14 protein-coding genes and 2 pseudogenes are annotated in these 16,003 nt (G+C 55.7%); 9 read left to right on the top strand and 7 right to left on the bottom strand.

Annotated elements, in window-relative coordinates; translation table 11 throughout:
- Positions 1 to 216: 216 nt before the first annotated feature.
- A complete protein-coding gene (locus AC2FLD_RS13150; RefSeq protein WP_496671445.1) occupies positions 217 to 1,047 on the bottom strand; it encodes a carbon-nitrogen hydrolase family protein in 831 nt (276 codons plus the stop codon).
- Positions 1,048 to 1,084: 37 nt separating this feature from the next.
- Positions 1,085 to 2,056, bottom strand: a complete 972-nt coding sequence (locus tag AC2FLD_RS13145; protein WP_496671443.1) for a LysR family transcriptional regulator — start codon at positions 2,054 to 2,056, stop codon at positions 1,085 to 1,087.
- A 111-nt stretch (positions 2,057 to 2,167) separates the two neighbouring features.
- Between AC2FLD_RS13145 and AC2FLD_RS13140 the strand changes: the two genes are divergently transcribed.
- The 8 genes and pseudogenes from AC2FLD_RS13140 to AC2FLD_RS13105 form a co-directional block, all read left to right on the top strand.
- Positions 2,168 to 3,502 (top strand): aminotransferase family protein, encoded by a 1,335-nt coding sequence (locus AC2FLD_RS13140; protein WP_496671440.1) that lies wholly within the window; start codon positions 2,168 to 2,170, stop codon positions 3,500 to 3,502.
- Between the two features lie 2 nt (positions 3,503 to 3,504).
- Entirely contained in the window at positions 3,505 to 4,434 is a 930-nt protein-coding gene (kce, locus tag AC2FLD_RS13135; protein WP_496671438.1) for a 3,5-dioxohexanoate:acetyl-CoA acetone transferase, read from the top strand.
- A 3-nt stretch (positions 4,435 to 4,437) separates the two neighbouring features.
- Positions 4,438 to 5,469 carry a histone deacetylase family protein gene (locus AC2FLD_RS13130; protein ID WP_496671435.1) on the top strand — a complete coding sequence of 344 codons (1,032 nt, stop codon included), beginning with the start codon at positions 4,438 to 4,440 and terminating at the stop codon, positions 5,467 to 5,469.
- On the top strand, positions 5,466 to 5,945 hold the full coding sequence (locus AC2FLD_RS13125) for a thioesterase family protein (RefSeq protein WP_496671432.1): 480 nt from the start codon (positions 5,466 to 5,468) through the stop codon (positions 5,943 to 5,945). The genes AC2FLD_RS13130 and AC2FLD_RS13125 overlap by 4 nt, the downstream gene beginning before the upstream one ends.
- A gap of 203 nt (positions 5,946 to 6,148) precedes the next feature.
- On the top strand, positions 6,149 to 7,153 hold the full coding sequence (gene dctP, locus AC2FLD_RS13120) for a TRAP transporter substrate-binding protein DctP (RefSeq protein ID WP_050604384.1): 1,005 nt from the start codon (positions 6,149 to 6,151) through the stop codon (positions 7,151 to 7,153).
- 84 nt (positions 7,154 to 7,237) lie between these two features.
- Positions 7,238 to 7,852 (top strand): TRAP transporter small permease, encoded by a 615-nt coding sequence (locus AC2FLD_RS13115; protein ID WP_083445288.1) that lies wholly within the window; start codon positions 7,238 to 7,240, stop codon positions 7,850 to 7,852.
- Positions 7,849 to 9,141 carry a TRAP transporter large permease gene (locus tag AC2FLD_RS13110; RefSeq protein ID WP_496671429.1) on the top strand — a complete coding sequence of 431 codons (1,293 nt, stop codon included), beginning with the start codon at positions 7,849 to 7,851 and terminating at the stop codon, positions 9,139 to 9,141. The genes AC2FLD_RS13115 and AC2FLD_RS13110 overlap by 4 nt, the downstream gene beginning before the upstream one ends.
- A gap of 416 nt (positions 9,142 to 9,557) precedes the next feature.
- Positions 9,558 to 10,023: pseudogene (locus tag AC2FLD_RS13105) on the top strand (IS6 family transposase); the annotation flags it as partial.
- A 22-nt stretch (positions 10,024 to 10,045) separates the two neighbouring features.
- Here the strand turns inward: AC2FLD_RS13105 and AC2FLD_RS13100 are convergent.
- The 4 genes and pseudogenes from AC2FLD_RS13100 to AC2FLD_RS13085 form a co-directional block, all read right to left on the bottom strand.
- Positions 10,046 to 11,236: pseudogene (locus AC2FLD_RS13100) on the bottom strand (NAD(P)/FAD-dependent oxidoreductase); the annotation flags it as partial.
- Entirely contained in the window at positions 11,233 to 12,729 is a 1,497-nt protein-coding gene (locus AC2FLD_RS13095; RefSeq protein ID WP_496671426.1) for an aldehyde dehydrogenase, read from the bottom strand. The gene AC2FLD_RS13095 and the pseudogene AC2FLD_RS13100, both read right to left, overlap by 4 nt.
- A 5-nt stretch (positions 12,730 to 12,734) precedes the next feature.
- The gene (locus AC2FLD_RS13090) at positions 12,735 to 13,652 is read right to left on the bottom strand and encodes a dihydrodipicolinate synthase family protein (protein WP_050604389.1); all 918 of its coding nucleotides are present in this window, start codon (positions 13,650 to 13,652) and stop codon (positions 12,735 to 12,737) included.
- A gap of 8 nt (positions 13,653 to 13,660) precedes the next feature.
- The gene (locus AC2FLD_RS13085; protein ID WP_496671423.1) at positions 13,661 to 14,371 is read right to left on the bottom strand and encodes a GntR family transcriptional regulator; all 711 of its coding nucleotides are present in this window, start codon (positions 14,369 to 14,371) and stop codon (positions 13,661 to 13,663) included.
- A gap of 146 nt (positions 14,372 to 14,517) precedes the next feature.
- On the opposite strand from AC2FLD_RS13085, the gene AC2FLD_RS13080 reads away from it, so the two are divergent.
- Entirely contained in the window at positions 14,518 to 15,219 is a 702-nt protein-coding gene (locus tag AC2FLD_RS13080; protein WP_496671420.1) for an ATP-binding cassette domain-containing protein, read from the top strand.
- Here AC2FLD_RS13080 and AC2FLD_RS13075 read toward each other — a convergent pair.
- On the bottom strand, positions 15,161 to 16,003 hold an 843-nt coding region (locus AC2FLD_RS13075), incomplete at its 5' end, for an AraC family transcriptional regulator (RefSeq protein WP_496671417.1). The two genes, AC2FLD_RS13080 and AC2FLD_RS13075, sit on opposite strands and share 59 nt — an antisense overlap.

Here is a 16,003-nt window from a genome sequence, read left to right as displayed (position 1 = left end):
CCAAATCGCCTCAGAATTTTGTTCACGCCTCGAATACCGGCCGAAGCCAGACTGCCCTTTCGCCGCAAACGAGATCCTTCATCGAGAAGCGGGACGAAACGGGTTCAAACCGAGCAACCTGGCCTTTGCGTGGAAAGATGGGCGTTGAGTTTACCTGGCTCGATCGAGTTTGAGTTGGTCTGCAAAACTTCTGCGAGAACTAAAGTCCCCGTTCTGTCAAAGCGCGTCATAATCCGCCAAACGGTCTTTGAGAAAGGTGTAGTTCTCTCTCGCCTTCAGCAGATGTTCGCGATTGATTGACAGATGGCGGAAATCTTCATCCGTGTCGGCAAATCGTTGCGGCGGAATGTTCTCATCCATCCAAGGCAGGCAGAAGATCGAATTGCCCCACGTCTTTCCGGCACGGTTCAGGGACAAAAAGTAAATCTGGTTCTCCATTGCGCGGGTCTTGGCAAAGCTGTGCCAGGTATTGAAAGATTCATCCCGGTAATATGCACCGCTATGAAGGATCAGATCAACACCGTGCTTCAATGTCAGAACGCGCGACAGTTCGGGTATTCGTATGTCGTAGCAAATGATGGGAGAAATCGTTATGCCGTTGATTTCGAACGTAAATACATGACCTCCTGATACGAAATATTCCTTTTCCATCGATGCACCATATTGGCAAAGATGGAGCTTGTCATAGTACCCGACCAATAAGCCTGCGGGTGATACCACCGCAACAGATATATGGGTGCCCTGCGTCCCTTTGCGCGCAAACCCATAGGACACGTGCGCGCCAAACTCGATTGCCACAGCCCGCCAGGTTTCAAAGGATGCGCCCTCCAGCGGCTCTGCAATCTTGTTGAGCCGGTCGAAGGCCGCGCGGGAATAGTCGATGCTTGAAAGCTCGGGCAGAACCACAAGGTCAGCCGGCCGCGTCTTCAATTGGGCGCGGATTTTGGCGGCTGATATCTCCAGATGTTTGTCCCGCGCTGCGGCACTTTCCGTAGCCGGGACCTCTATCTGGCAGGCCAGTAGCGTCAGGGCGTCATTTGAGGTCACGGCTTGGCCTTTCCTAGCATTTGCTGCGGTCTACCCATTACCCGGCCACAGCCAGATTGCGGCTACGCTCGGTGAGCGGGACGCTGTTGAGTCGCGCACGAAACATCTCAAGAAGGGCGTGTTCCGCCCGGTTCAGGCGGGCATCCTTATGGTGAACCAGATGAATATCAATCGCCAGCGTGTTTTCATAGGGGGGCAATCGCCAAAGCTTGCCACGCCTGACAAACCTTTCAGCCACATGGTTGGGGAGCGGCCCAAACCCAAGGCCCGCGCTGATCATACGCTGGGCCTCTCCCAGATCGGATGTGTAGCCGATTACCCTGTTATCCAGCTTATGCTGCGCGCGCAGCAACGCCACCGGACGCAGCGCATCCCAAAGTTGATCGGTCCGAAAGGACACAGACGAGTGATTTCGCAAATCGTCCAGCGAAAGGTCACGTTGCCCGAACAAAGGATGGCTGGGTCCGCAATAGAACCCAAAATATGAGCGGTACAATACATCATACATTAGGTTCGAGTGTGCGTCATGTACGAGGCACACCCCAAGAGACGCGGATTTGGTCAGCACGGCCTGGCGCACGTCCTTGCTCGACATGACCTCAATGTCAAAGTTGACTTCGGGAAATTGTCGGTGGAAATCCGAAAGGACCTGATCGAAGAATTCGTTTTCTATTCGGCTGAGCAAGGCGAGCTTGACCGTGCCTGTCACGGTGTCCTCGGTACTCTGTGCACTCTGAATGGCGCGCGCCAGGCTGCCGAACATTTCCAAGCATTCCTTATAGAGGCTCTGCCCTGCTGGGGTGACGCGAAAATGCGACGGACTGCGATCGATCAATGGCGTGCCCAACCGGGCCTCCAACCGTTTGAGAGCCTGGCTGACCGAGGGTTGGCGGCGCATAAGGCGTTTTGCCGCAAGCGTGATACTGCCTTCCTGCACAATGAACATGAAGGTGCGCAGCAAGTTCCAATCCAGTTCCCGGATCAGCTTTTCCTGATCAGTGGTGTTCATCATTGATCTCATCAATAACAATAGCTCGCATTATCTATTTGCTCCATGTCACTTTTAAACACAAGGTTATGCTCGGCGTTGTTCTACCAAAATACCGAAGCGAGGAGCCCTTTGAAGACATCGAACCTGTTTTATCAGAACCGTACGCGCCGCCCCGAAGTCGAGCGCGCCGAAGGGATTTATATCTGGGCGAAGAACGGAGAACGGTATATCGACGGATCATCCGGTGCCATGGTCAGCAATATCGGCCATTCCAACCCGCGCGTTCTGGACGCGATGATGGCGCAGATGAACAGCGCCACTTTTGCCTACCGGCTGCATTTCGAAAACGCACCAGCGGAAGATCTGGCGACAGCGATTGCTGATCGTATGCCGGATGGGTTGAGCAAGGTGTTCTTTGTCTCTGGAGGGTCCGAGGCGGTTGAATCCTGCGTTAAATTCGCGCGGCAATGGGCCGTCGCGTCAGATCAGGCAAGCCGCTGGAAAGTGATCTCGCGCTTTCCCTCCTATCACGGGTCCACGCTGGGGGCGCTGGCAATCACCGGCTACGGGCCGCTGACAAATGCCTTTGGGCCGCTGTACAAAGATATGCCGAAAATCCCTGCGCCGACCTGTTATCAGGATCGTGACAACCTGTCGGACCATGACAGGGGATTGAAATATGCCGAGATGCTGCGAGATGAGATCATCGCTCAGGGGCCCGAAACCGTTCTGGCCTTTGCGATGGAACCCGTAGGCGGCGCGTCCACCGGGGCGCTGGTGGCGCCCGACAGTTATTACGCCAGAGTACGCGAGATTTGTGATGATTTCGGCGTGCTGCTGATCATGGACGAAGTGATGTCAGGCGTCGGACGCACTGGGGCGTTTTTAGCGTCCGATCATTGGAATGTGCGTCCGGACCTCGTGGCGCTTTCCAAGGGCTTTGGTGCGGGTTATGCGCCGTTAGGGGCAATGATCGCCGACGAAGGAATGGTCGGCACGGTGCTTGATACCGGCGGGTTCGCGCACGGGCATACCTATGCGGGAAACCCGCTGGCCTGTTCGGCGGGGCTTGCGGTTCTGGACGAGATCGAACGGCATGACCTGATGACCAATGCAAGCGTCATGGGGGATGTGCTGATGGAGGGCCTTCGGGACCTGATGAAGCGCTATGCCTTCATTGGCGATGTACGCGGCAAGGGCTTGCTGACCGCATTCGAACTTGTCTCGGATCGTGAAACGATGGCACCGCTGCCCAAGAACCTGAACGCCTATGAGCGGCTTGTGGAGCTTTGTTACGACCGAAATCTAATAACGTATTCGCGCCGCACCCGTGGCGGGGTGGAGGGCGACCACTTCCTTGTGTGTCCACCGATGATTGTGACTGAACCTCAGATCAATGAAATCCTGAACATTCTTGACGACAGTCTCGGGGCCTTTTCCCGAGAATGCGGATTGGAGTGCTAGCCATGGCACAAAAGATCATTCTCACTTGCGCCATCACCGGCTCGATCCACACCCCGAGCATGAGCCCCTACCTCCCGGTGACGCCCGCCGAGATCGCGACTTCGGCGATCGAGGCCGCTGAGGCAGGCGCGTCTGTCCTACACCTGCATGCGCGCGACCCGGAAACCGGGCGCCCAAGTGCTGATATCAACGTCTTTCGCCAGTTCCTGCCCCGGATCAAGAACGCAACAGATGCGGTCATCAATCTGACCACCGGCGGCAGTTCCCAGATGAGCGTGGAACAGCGTTTGTCAGCCCCCGCCGAACTGGCACCCGAGATGTGTTCGCTGAACATGGGGTCGGTCAATTTCGGGCTTTTCCCGATGAAGGATCGATATTCGGACTGGACCTATGACTGGGAGGAAAGTTTTCTTGAAAACACCCGTGACACAGTGTTCAAGAACACGTTTCATGACATCGAAACCGTGTTTCGGATGCTTGGTGAGGAGGCGGGCGCGCGATTTGAATGCGAATGCTACGATTTGGGCCATATCCAGACGATTGCTTTCTACCTGAAGCAAAAACGCCTTGTGCGACCGGTATTTCTTCAATTCGTCATGGGGGTTCTTGGTGGGATCGATGCAAGCCCGCACAGTCTGATGAGCCTCAAGGAAACCGCTGACCGTCTTCTTGGCGATGCGTACGAGTTTTCGGCACTTGCGGCAGGACGGCAGCAGATGCCGCTCGCCACGATGAGCTCCATTCTGGGCGGGCATGTGCGCGTGGGCCTCGAAGACAGCCTGATGATCGGGCGCGGGGAACTGGCCACCAGCAACGCCCAGCAGGTCAGAAAAATCCGGCACATTCTGGAAGAGCTGGGATATGAAATCGCCACTCCGGCTGAGACGCGCAAGATGCTCAGCCTCAAAGGCGCGGACAAGGTGGGGTTCTGACACATGAAGGTGTTTTCGGATCAGAAACGGCAAAGCCAACACAATCCAAGCGGTTTCCTGGTGAATGGTGTCATGCAACCCAACCCCGAAACACCCGAGCGGTTAGAAAAACTGCTTTCGGGCGTGGCTGCCGGTGGGCATGACCTGCATGTGCCGAAGGATCACGGGCTTGGCCCCATCGCGGCGGTTCATAGTCCCGTCTATTTGAAATTTCTGTCCACGGTTCATGAGCGTTGGAAGCGCATACCCGATGCGACGCCCGAGATTTTCCCGAACATTCATCCGGATCGCCGCACCGCCAGCTATCCATTGTCAGCGGTGGGACAGGCCGGATTTCATATCACCGACATGTCCTGCCCGATTGGTGAACATACCTGGGAGGCAGCGCGCTGGTCCGCAAATTGCGCTGTATCCGCGGCTGAAGTCGTTCTGAACGGGGATCACGTGGCCTACGCGCTGTGCCGCCCGCCGGGGCATCATTGTTTCACCGATCTCGCGGGTGGCTTTTGCTACCTTAACAACAGTGCCATTGCTGCCCAGTTTCTGCGGCAAACCCACGACCGCGTTGCAATCATCGATGTTGATCTGCATCACGGCAACGGCACGCAGGGCATTTTCTTTGCGCGCGACGACGTGTTTACACTGTCCATCCATGCGGATCCCGCGCGGTTCTATCCGTTTTTCTGGGGCCACGCGCACGAGGTCGGAGAAGGTGCAGGGCACGGTTACAACCTGAACGTTCCGCTGCCACGCGGTACCGGGACCGACGGATTCATGAAGGGTCTGCGGGACGGTCTGGCTCATGTGCGAAATTTCGCGCCGGGCGCTGTAGTGATTGCGCTTGGCCTCGACGCCTACGAGGGCGACCCCTTTGGTGGGCTGACGGTATCGACCTCCGGTTTTTCCGAGATCGGAAAAGAATTGGCCGCACTCGGTCTCCCGACAGTGATTGTTCAGGAAGGAGGGTACCTCTGTAACGAATTGGGTGACAACCTGCATGCGTTTCTCAGCGGGTTTGCGGACGGTACCCCATGACCCACGGAGTTACATCAGAGATTCGTCAGGTGCCTGAAGCGTGGATTGACTACAATGGCCACATGAATCTGGCTTACTACGTGATGGCCTTTGACGAAGCGCTGGATGTCATGCTGGACGAAGAACTGGGCATTGGCCCCAGTTTCGTGAAGGCCTGTAACGCCGGGCCATTTGCACTCCAAAACCACGTCCACTACCTGGGTGAGCTTTTGGCAGGCGATGAGTTTCTCTGCCGGTTTCTACTATTGGATGCCGATGCAAAACGCCTACACATCGCGGGATCGATGATAAAGCTGAAAGATCAAACAACTGTCTGCGTGATGGAACAGGTTCTCATGAATGTCGATCACGGCACACGCCGCTCCGCCCCCTATCCGGCAGACATTCAAACCCGAATCGCCGCGTTGGCGGCTGAACACAAACCGATCGCCCGCCCTGCCGAAATTGGTCGGCCAATCGGTTTGATGAGGCGATAATGGATCGAGCTTACGCTCGCAGGCACCAGAAACCACACCCCGAAAAAATCCTAAATAGAGAGGAACCCGATCCAAGCAAAAACAAGCCTTGAATCAAATTGCACTGCGATATGTGTTCGCATAGTGTGACCAAACGCAATAATTTGCAGCGGTCAGCAAAAGATGCCAAACGAAATAAGAACCGCAAACTGGGAGAAATCTAGATGAAATTCAAATATGTCACCAAGGGCCTGATGCTTGGCGCCGTAAGCGCGCTGATGTCCACCGCAGCGCTGGCAGAAGATATGAAACTGCGCTTTGCCGGTGTGTTCCCGATTGACCACCAGGGCACCAAGATGATGGAGCAGGTGGCCGCCGATGTTGCTGCCGCTGATGTCGGACTGACAATCGAAGTTTTCCCGGCCAACCAGCTTGGCTCGGGCGAGGCGCTTTTTGAAGATGTGGCGCGGGGTAATATCGATCTGGCGGCGGCGTTCATCTATGCCGACACCGACCCGCGCCTTGAGTTCCTGTCGATGCCGTTCCTCGTGGGTGGCTGGGATGACATGGACAACATCATGCGCAACATGGACTCCGAATATAACAAAATCCTGCAGGAAATCACCGACGAGTACGGTGTGAGCGTTATGGCCCAGAACCCTGAAGGGTTTGTTGGCATCGTGGCTACTCAAGAGCCGACCAACTGGAACACGTTCGACGATAAAGGCATGAACATTCGTGTATGGTCGTCGCCCGCCGTAAAAGGCATGGTGGAAGCGCTTGGTTTCCAGGCCACGACCATGGCGTGGGGCGATATCTTCCCTGCGATCCAGTCAGGTATTGTTGATGGCGCGATCTGCTGCACCAAGACGGCAACCTATTCTATCTTCGCCCAGTCGGATGTTGGCACCCATTTTATCGAGTATAACTCAATCTCGGAACTGACGACGTTCTACGCGTCGCAGCGTACTCTGGACAAGCTGAATGACGAGCAGCGCGAAGCCCTGCAGTCAGCCATGACCAAGGCGTCGGACGACTTCTTCCAGTATAACCGCGACAACGATGCGGCGTTTGGAGAGAAGTTGGTCGAAAAAGGTTATACCATCCTGTCCCTGAACGACGAAGAACAGGCCGCGATGGCCGCACATATCCAGGAACAGATCTGGCCGATGATGGCCCAGAACGTTGGCCAGGATGTGATCGACCGTTTGCTGGCCAGCAAAAACTGATAGTCAGCACAATCAATCGGGCCGGCAAAATTGCCGGCCCTTTCGCTATTTACTCACAAAAAAGAAAAAAGCGGGGGGACAGGCATGTCGATTGAGAAAGATGACATGACGACGTATGTCGGCGACGACGACGCCGAAAAACCGCAGAAAGTCACGGACGAACTTCCACCGATCATTGGGTATCCCATGAAATTGATCGCATTTGTTATGCGACAGATCGTGATGGCCAGTGGCTTCCTGATGGCCTTCACCTTTGGTGCTGTTGTTGTGATCAGATACGGTTTTGGCGGCGATCTTTTTGCTTACGAAGAATGGCTTTTGGCCTTCTCTATCGTGGGCTTTTTTGCCGGAGCGGTTCTGGCATCTGCACGCAACCTGCACATCAACGCCGACATCCTGGGCATCGTGATCCATAATCCTCGGATGATCTGGTGGCGCGGATTCGTAGTGCTGTTGGTCGAACTGCTTATAATCCTCTTTATGGTTTATGCCTGCTACGTGTCGCTGCTGGACGACTTCTCGTTCCCACGGTTGAGGTCGACGCCGGTGTTGCGCATTCCTTTTGTTACCTGGCGTATCGCGATCATGTGCGCATTTGGCTTCATGGCGATGTTCACAGCTGCGTATCTTTACGTGCATATCCGAAAGGGGCTCGGTCTTCCTTTGCGGTCCGAAACCCTTAAAGGAGCCGCGAAATGATTATCGGCGGAAGTCTTATTATTGTCTGTCTGATGCTCTTGCTGGGCGTCAGCGTCTATGTGGCGTTTGGAGCTGTTCTGATCTTTATTGCGCTGGTTGGGGATCAGTCCATTACGGGCTACTTGCCGACCGGTGCAACCGGGATCCGCTCTCTGGTGTTGTTGGCAATTCCGCTCTTCATGATTGCTGGCGGCATCATGGAGAAAGGCCGGATTGCAGCCCCCCTGGTGGCGCTGGCCGAGATGTTCATCGGTCACATCAAAGGTGGTTTGAACGCGGCATCCGTGCTGGCCTGCGGTGTCTTCGGCTCGATCTCGGGCAGTGCCAATGCGACGCTAACCTGTATCGGTGGCATCATGATGCCGCACCTGAAAAAGGCGAACTATCCGAAAGGGCAATCCGCGGCACTGATCGTGTCGGCAAGCCCCTTAGGCCTTTTGATCCCGCCCAGCTCGTCGCACATCCTTTATGGCTGGGTGGCACAGCAACACGTGTTGAAATGCTTCCTGTCTACGGTCATCCCCGCGATCATCCTGATCACGCTTCTGATCATTACCAACCAGTTCATGCTGCGGAAGTATGACGATATCCAACTGACGGATCGTCCTGATCCGTTCATGCCTGCTCTCTTGGGTCAAGGCCGCCTGGCCGGGCCTGCGCTGATGATGCCGATTATCATTCTGGGTGGTATTTATGGCGGCATCATGACCCCGACAGAGGCCGCAGGCATCGCGGTTTGCTATGCGATCCCGGTTGCGATCTACTTCTATCGTGGCCTGACCTGGAAGACCCTGGCGCAGACGATCCAGAACTCAGGCGTGACCATTGGTGTGGTCATGGTCATGATTTTCATGGTTCTGATCGTGTCGGACAATCTGATCTCGCAGGGCGCTCCGCAACTGGCCAAGGACATGGTTTATTCTGTTTCGGACAATCCGGTCATTATCCTCTTGATGATCAACGTGGTGATGATCCTGATCGGGATGCTGATGGACGACATCTCGGGCCTTTTGTTGGCAACTCCGATCCTGCTGCCGATCGCCCAAAGTGTCGGAGTTGATCCGATCCATTTTGCCGCGATCATCGGTGTCAATCTTGGGATGGCCAATATCACGCCGCCGACGGCTCCGTTGCTTTATCTTGGGGCTCAAATCTGCGATACGCCGGTCTCAAAGATGTTGTGGCCGACATTGGTTTTCATCGTGTTTGCCTGGCTGCCGACGCTGATGCTGACGACATTCATTCCTGAACTGGCACTGTGGTTGCCGGACTTGCTGTTAAGCCGCTAGTAGGACCATCGAAAATGTACAAAGGCGCCCGGGTTCGGGCGCCTTTCTCATTGTTCGGAGCATCAAAGCCCCTAACTTGTCGCTCGCAGCTGGCCTGCCCGGCGCGGAACCTGCGGCGATGGGTATTCAGAGGACGTACATCCAAGAATGCAGACCAACAAATACTCCGGTTACTGCCACCAAAGCCGCGATACCCAGTGTGTCTTTTACAACGTTGTTCATTGTTCTGATCCTCTACAGGAGCTGCCATAACGACGCATAGATAGGTGAAACTTTGAGACGAAAACACCATCAAAAAACACATATGCGCCTTGCAATCATTGCATGACGGCGGGACTTTTCGAAAGCTGCAGCATTGCCAATTTGATCGGGTTGTCCTTCTCGGATAGCGCGGTACCATGACCATTCCGACCTGATTGCCGCGGCTGAAGGGCTTCCGTTTTCCTCGCGAAATCATCGCCTATGCGGTGTGGGCATATCATCGGTTTGCTCTCAGCACGGCGGATGTCGGGGACCTTCTGGCAGAGTGTGGCGTCATCGTCAGTCGTGAAGCGGTTCGTCTCTGCGCGAACCGTTTCGGGTCTCAGTTCGCGGCTTGTATCCGACGCGACCAGCCCCGGCCGCACGACAAATGGCATATGGACGAAGTGATCGTCCCGATCAATGGAGTGAAACATTGGCTGTGGCGTGTGATCGATGGCAATGGAGATGTATTCGATATTCTGATCCAGCCTCGCCGTAAACGGTCCGACGGCTATTCAGCCCCGGATCGCCATTCTTTCCAGATCAGATAGCTGTTTGCCCCCAGTGACGCGAACGGTTCCGGCGGGAGACGTGGCGGCATCGGTTGGGCCAGAAAGTGGTCGGCGATGTCCGACCCGCCCTGAGTGACCAATTCCGCCACGGCCATACCCTGCAATGTCCCTCGTGCGAGGCCCAGACCGTTTTGGCAGCAGGCAGAATAAACGCCCGTCTCAAGCTCACCGAATGCGGCTGATCCATTACGGCTGAGGCACAGCATTCCGGCCCAACGGTGTTCCATCCGTACATCAGGCAGATGCGGGAAGCGTTCCCTGAACTTGCGGTCGTGTACCCAACCTGCATTACGCAGACGCATCGAACTGGTCTCGATCGTCGGGTGAAAGCTGGAACAGCTCCGGATCAGAATACGATCCCCATAGCGACCTGAAACCCGCCGCACCGAGGTTCCCATTGGGTCCGCAGGTGTCACCGACCAGCGTGGCTGCCCGCCCAGCGTTGCGATCTGCGCCTCGCTCAGCGGTTCCGTCATCGAAGCATAGAGGCATATGTGCATCAGGCGTCGCTGATAGAAGCCGAAACTCTCAAGATGCCCGTTATTGGCCAGCACGATTCGCCCTGTCGACACCCGCGCCTTCCCGGTCTCGACCACCCAGCCGCTGCTCTGCTTGCTGAATCCGGTCACTGCTGAATTCTCATGGACCCTGACCCGGCGCGCCAACTGTGCCGACAGCGCCCGGATATACGCGGCAGGCTGGATCATCACCGTCCCTGGCGTGAACAGGCCCGAGGTATAATGTGGACTGCCCGTCAAAGCCCGCATCTGGTGGTGATCATACATCTCGCAAGGCTCACCCAACCGCGCCAGATGCGCGGCATAATCGGCGTTATGCCGGTCACCCGCCGGTGTTGCGGCAGCATTGATCTTGCCGCAGGGTTCGAACATCTCCTCCGGCAGTTCGCACTCTGCCGCAGCCTGGGAAGCAAAAGCAATCGCCTGCCGGTTCAGCGCAATACTGGCCCGATCCGCCTCCAACCCCGCGCTCGTATAATTCTCCGAGGCCAGATCGTGCGGCAGATCAATCATGAAGCCTGAATTGCGCCCGGCGGACCCTTCGGCAAAGCGCCCAGCCTCCAACAGGACGACTTTCAGAGATGGGTCGATCTGGTGCAATCGCCGCGCGGCGCTTAGGCCCGCGAACCCGCCTCCGATGATCGTTATATCTGCTGTCAGATCGTCGTCGAGCTCGGGTAGAGGAGTCTGTGGCGGCAGGATTGCATTCCATCCCGCCGATCCCGTTTGTCGGGGCAGGCGTTTGGCGTCATACCGGCTCAATCCACGGCCTCATCCGCATCATCTGCCAGATCTATCCAGATGGTTTTCAACTGGGTGTACTGATCATGGGCATGGATCGAATTGTCGCGCCCGCCAAAGCCGGATTGCTTGTAGCCACCAAACGGTGTCGAGATGTCTCCTTCGCCAAAACTGTTCACTGTGACGGTTCCGACGCGCAGGGCACGGGCGCCTCGGATGGCGCGTTTTGCATTGGCGGTGAAGATCGACGCGCAGAGCCCGTATTCCGTGTCATTGGCGACCGAGATCGCCTCGTCAAAGCCGGATACCTCGATGACTGACAACACAGGACCAAAGATTTCTTCGCGGGCAAGAATGGCCTCGTTATCAGAGACTTCGACGACCGTCGCCTCAACAAAGCCCTTATCGGCTTTGCCGCCGATAAGGACGTTTTCTGCCTGTTCCAGATAGCCGCACACCTTGTTGAAATGACCTTCAGAAACCAACGCACCCATGCGCGTTTCCGGGTTCAGCGGGTCACCGATATTCCACTGCTTGGCGTGATGTGCGATTCGGTCCAGCAACTCGCTCTTCACATCTTTATGCACGATCAGGCGCGAACTGGCCGAGCAATTCTCGCCCATATTCCAGAACGCACCATTGACCAGATGCTCGGCGACGCGGTCCAGGTTCTCGGCATCGTCCATCACGATGGCCGGGTTCTTGCCGCCCATCTCAAGCACGACTTCTTTGGCATTCGATTCCGCCGAATAGGTAAGAAAGCGTTTGCCCGTCACGGTCGAGCCGGTGAACGAGACCATGTCGACGTCCATGTGTCGCCCGATGGGTTCACCCACATCGGCTCCGCTTCCGGGGAGGATGTTCAGCACGCCGGCAGGCACACCGGCTTCCATCGCCAGCTCTGCCACGCGCAGCGCGGTCAGGGTGGTTTCAGCAGCTGGTTTGATGACCAGCGAACAGCCCGCAGCAAGGGCCGGGCCGATTTTCCATGCCAGCATCAACAGCGGAAAGTTCCACGGCAGCACCAGCCCCACGACGCCAATGGGCTCGCGGATAACCATGGCGATATGATCGTCAGAGGCGGGCGAGACCTGATCGTAGATCTTGTCGATTGCCTCTGCGTGCCATTTCAGGCAGTGGATGGTCTCGGGCACGTCCACGGTTTCACAATCGAAGATCGTTTTGCCGCTGTCGATGCTCTCCATCACCGCCAGTTCGCGTGCGTTGCGGGTCATGAGTTTGCACAATCGGATCAGCACGTCCTTGCGCTCGGAGGGGTGCAGTTTCGACCAGCGACCGTCCTCGAACGCCTCGCGCGCTTTCTCGACGGCAAAGTCCACATCTGAGGTATCGCACGCGGCAATCTCGGTCAGTTTTTCGCCGCTCGCAGGGTTGATGGTTGTGAAGGTCTTGCCCGAGATGGCCGGACGAAAGCTGCCATCGATGAATGCGCCGGTGGGCAAGTCCAGACCCGTGGCAATGGATTTGTATTCGTCCTGTGTCAGCAGATCCATGTCTCTTATCCTTCTGCCACGATGTCGGCGATTTTGCGTTTCAACACGCGTGTGACCTGTTCCAATGCACGTTTGTCATCCTTGTTCAGACCGCGCAGCGGCGGGCGCATGATGCCCGCATCGATCCCGTTCATGGTGACGCCGTGTTTGATGGTCTGGATGAACTTGCCGCCCTGTTCCAGCACATGCATCAGCGGCAGCATCGCGCTCATGATACGGCGACCTTTGTCAAAGTTTCCTTCCACGACGCAGGCATTGTACAGCGCCACATGTTCCGCCGGCAGGAAGTTCGACCCGCCGCAAACCCAGAAGGGCGCACCCCAGGCAAAGAACTCCAGCGCCTGGTCATCCATGCCGCAGCCCAGCTGGATATGTGGGTAATCCCGCGCCAATAGATGCACGCGGTTGATATCGCCCGAGCTCTCCTTGATGCCGCAGAAATTCCGGCTGCGGCCCACGCGATCAAGAAACTCCTCGCCCATCATGGTGCCGGTCCGGTGCGGATAGTTGTACAGCATCACCGGCAGATCAGCCGCCTTGTCGATGGCCAGCGCGTTCAACGCGTTTTCCCGATCAGTCGGTACTGAATAAGCAGGACTGGCCAGAAGTATTGAATCCGCCCCGATTTCACGCGCACCTGCAGCCAGATAAATAGAATCTGGCGTCATCATTGCCCCCGTGCCGACCACCAGCGGCAGGCGGCCTTTCAGGCGGTCATGGGTGAATTTGGCCAACTCGAGGCGTTCGGTCACGGTCTGAGAGTAGTTCTCACCAGTAGACCCGCCCGAAATCAGACCGTGTACACCATTTTCGATTAGAAATTCGATCACCTCCGACAGAGCATCCCAGTTGACACTGCCATCCTCGCAATAAGGGGTCACTACCGGGGTGTAGATTCCTTCAAATTTGAACAGGGGGGTCATTTACGTCCTCATGCAGGGGTTTTGCGAGCCACAGTCCCCAGCGGCAGGTCAAGCCCGGACGGCGTGACGAACAGCTCGATCTGGTCGCGTGAGAGATTCCAGTGATCAATGGCCAGCTGCGCAGCCGCTGCCTCATCACCCGCCTCGATGGCGGCGATGATAGCGTCATGCTGGGAACTGGCTTGCGACAGGTTATCGGCCATAACTTGGTCCTTGGGCCGGTAGAACGTCATGCCAATTCGGGCATGGTCGATCAGCAGCCTTTTGAAGGATGGCAGCAGATAGACGTTATCGGCCATTTCGCCGGTGACCTCGTGGAACTGGTTATTCGCCATTGCCCGATCCGCACCCGAACCGGAACGCAGCGCCGATTTAAATGTATCTTGCGCCTGCTTTAACAGGTCAATCTGAGTGGGCTTTGCATTCTTGGCGGCCAGCTGCAGGATTGCGCCATAGATCATCGGTGCCGCCAGAAAGAAATCCCGCAAAGTGGTATAGGACATCCCCGATACTCGGGCTCCGCGGTTTTGTCGCAGCTCAAGATAACCTTCACCTGCCAGTTGCCGGAACACTTCGCGCAATGGAGTGCGGGACAGTTCAAATTCCTCCGATAGTGTCGCTTCGTCCAGATCAGCGCCGGGTTGCAGGCGCAATGTCAGGATTGACACTTTCAAGTGTTTAAAGAGCTTTTGTTTTCTGCGCCGCGACGCGTCTTTCATGTCTGACCTCCCTCAGGACCTTTCGCGCCATAGAGATGACTGATTCACCGCTGTGAATCCACTAAGTGGACAGCTTAATAAAAATACAAAGTGTGTACAATAAAAAATATGTAGTATTCACACCATTTCCAGGTTGGGAGGAGTCGGTGAAAGACTCTTATGATGACGCCGTCATCGATTGTCGAAATCTGTGGAAAATTTTCCGGAAGCAATCCGCAGAAGCCATAAAAGCCGTTCAGGAACAAGATCTTGGTAAGCTCGAGGTGCGCGATCAATTTGACTGTATAGTAGGTGTAAAGGACGCTACATTCACGGTCGGTCGAGGCGAGATTTTCTGCATCATGGGTTTGTCCGGTTCGGGTAAATCGACCCTGATTCGCCACGTGAACCGCCTGATTGAACCCACATCCGGCCAGCTGTTCATCGAAGGCCAGGACGTCAATCAGTTGTCTGCGCGCGATCTGTGTGAGGTGCGGGCCGAGAAAATCGGCATGGTGTTACAGAACATGGCTTTGCCGCCATTCGCTGCACTCGCGAGAAAGGAGGCCTGTCACACTCACGAATCGCGGGACAAAGCAGCCGTCGAAGGTCGGGTAATTAAGGACTATTCGCAACCAAGCTTTGTAAACTCCGAAATACACATCGAAACTGCCAGTTGCAGAGGTTTTATCGACGGTGGCAACCGACCTTTTCGAATCGTCGGCTTTTCCTTTCGCGCCGCACTACAACTTTTCCAAACTGATCCGACGAGCACCTCGTCTTCTAAGCATTCTTTTGGCTCGACCACCTTTACTTGCTTCGGAACTTGGTCGGTGTCATCCCGGTTTGGCCTCGGAAAAAGCGAGTGAAGTGGGACTTGTCAGAATAGCCGAGCATCAGACCAATCTCCGCAATCGTCATCTGGTCTTCTTTGAGGTGCTCCTTGGCGACATCAACACGGAGCCGTTTGATTTCGCGGGATAGCGTTGTGCCTTGCCGCTGAAGCGCTTTCAGAAACCTTTCCGGCTGTATTCCCAGAAATCCAGCCACCACCTCTGGTCCCAAATCGGTTTCATCCAGTTTTTCGCGTAAGACAGATCGCAAAGCTGCCACCACGGTTACTTCTCCCTCTTGTCGAGGCGAGGCTATGGGCCTGGCAGAGACCTCTGAGACATGGTGCAAAAATAACCATTGCACAGGAAAACTAATTTGCATGCCGGGATCGGACCCAAGGCCAATCTCGATCCCCTTGTAGTCGATAGGCAGACCATTGATGTATCTGCTTTCCCATCGCACACGGGAAGAATCCCAAGAATCTCCAACGACGGTCTGCAATAGACGTACATAGATTGCGGCACCAAAACCGGTAACCTGAATGGGTGGGACAGTTGGTTCCTGTTGCCTATCGATACGATACGTCGCTTTGTCTGCTTCAATGACAAGGTTGTGCCGAACAGAATTGGACTCTTGCGGTACAAGCCCAATAAAGCGGGTAAAAAACTCGAACAGCGTTTTTGTCGATTGCAGGGCTTGAGCGAACGGAGGCCACTCTTGCAGGTCAAATGTCTCCCCTACGTTCAATCCAAGGTATCGATCCCCGGACACGTCTGAGAAGGCATTCACCAAACCGTAGACCAGCTCTGAGTGAACGAA

The organism is Ruegeria sp. CDSA021 (genome assembly GCF_059612325.1).
Note: the sequence above shows the minus strand (reverse complement) of the source record. Positions and strands in the feature narration are given on the sequence as shown.

Bases quoted from the DNA above. Each gene is read 5' to 3' on its own strand.
- AC2FLD_RS13110 (WP_496671429.1), top strand. From the start codon at position 7,849: ATGATTATCGGCGGAAGTCTTATTATTGTCTGTCTGATGCTCTTGCTG.
- AC2FLD_RS13095 (WP_496671426.1), bottom strand. From the start codon at position 12,729: ATGGATCTGCTGACACAGGACGAATACAAATCCATTGCCACGGGTCTG.
- AC2FLD_RS13085 (WP_496671423.1), bottom strand. From the start codon at position 14,371: ATGAAAGACGCGTCGCGGCGCAGAAAACAAAAGCTCTTTAAACACTTG.
- AC2FLD_RS13145 (WP_496671443.1), bottom strand. From the start codon at position 2,056: ATGAACACCACTGATCAGGAAAAGCTGATCCGGGAACTGGATTGGAAC.
- AC2FLD_RS13130 (WP_496671435.1), top strand. From the start codon at position 4,438: ATGAAGGTGTTTTCGGATCAGAAACGGCAAAGCCAACACAATCCAAGC.
- AC2FLD_RS13090 (WP_050604389.1), bottom strand. From the start codon at position 13,652: ATGACCCCCCTGTTCAAATTTGAAGGAATCTACACCCCGGTAGTGACC.
- AC2FLD_RS13125 (WP_496671432.1), top strand. From the start codon at position 5,466: ATGACCCACGGAGTTACATCAGAGATTCGTCAGGTGCCTGAAGCGTGG.
- kce (WP_496671438.1), top strand. From the start codon at position 3,505: ATGGCACAAAAGATCATTCTCACTTGCGCCATCACCGGCTCGATCCAC.
- dctP (WP_050604384.1), top strand. From the start codon at position 6,149: ATGAAATTCAAATATGTCACCAAGGGCCTGATGCTTGGCGCCGTAAGC.
- AC2FLD_RS13115 (WP_083445288.1), top strand. From the start codon at position 7,238: ATGTCGATTGAGAAAGATGACATGACGACGTATGTCGGCGACGACGAC.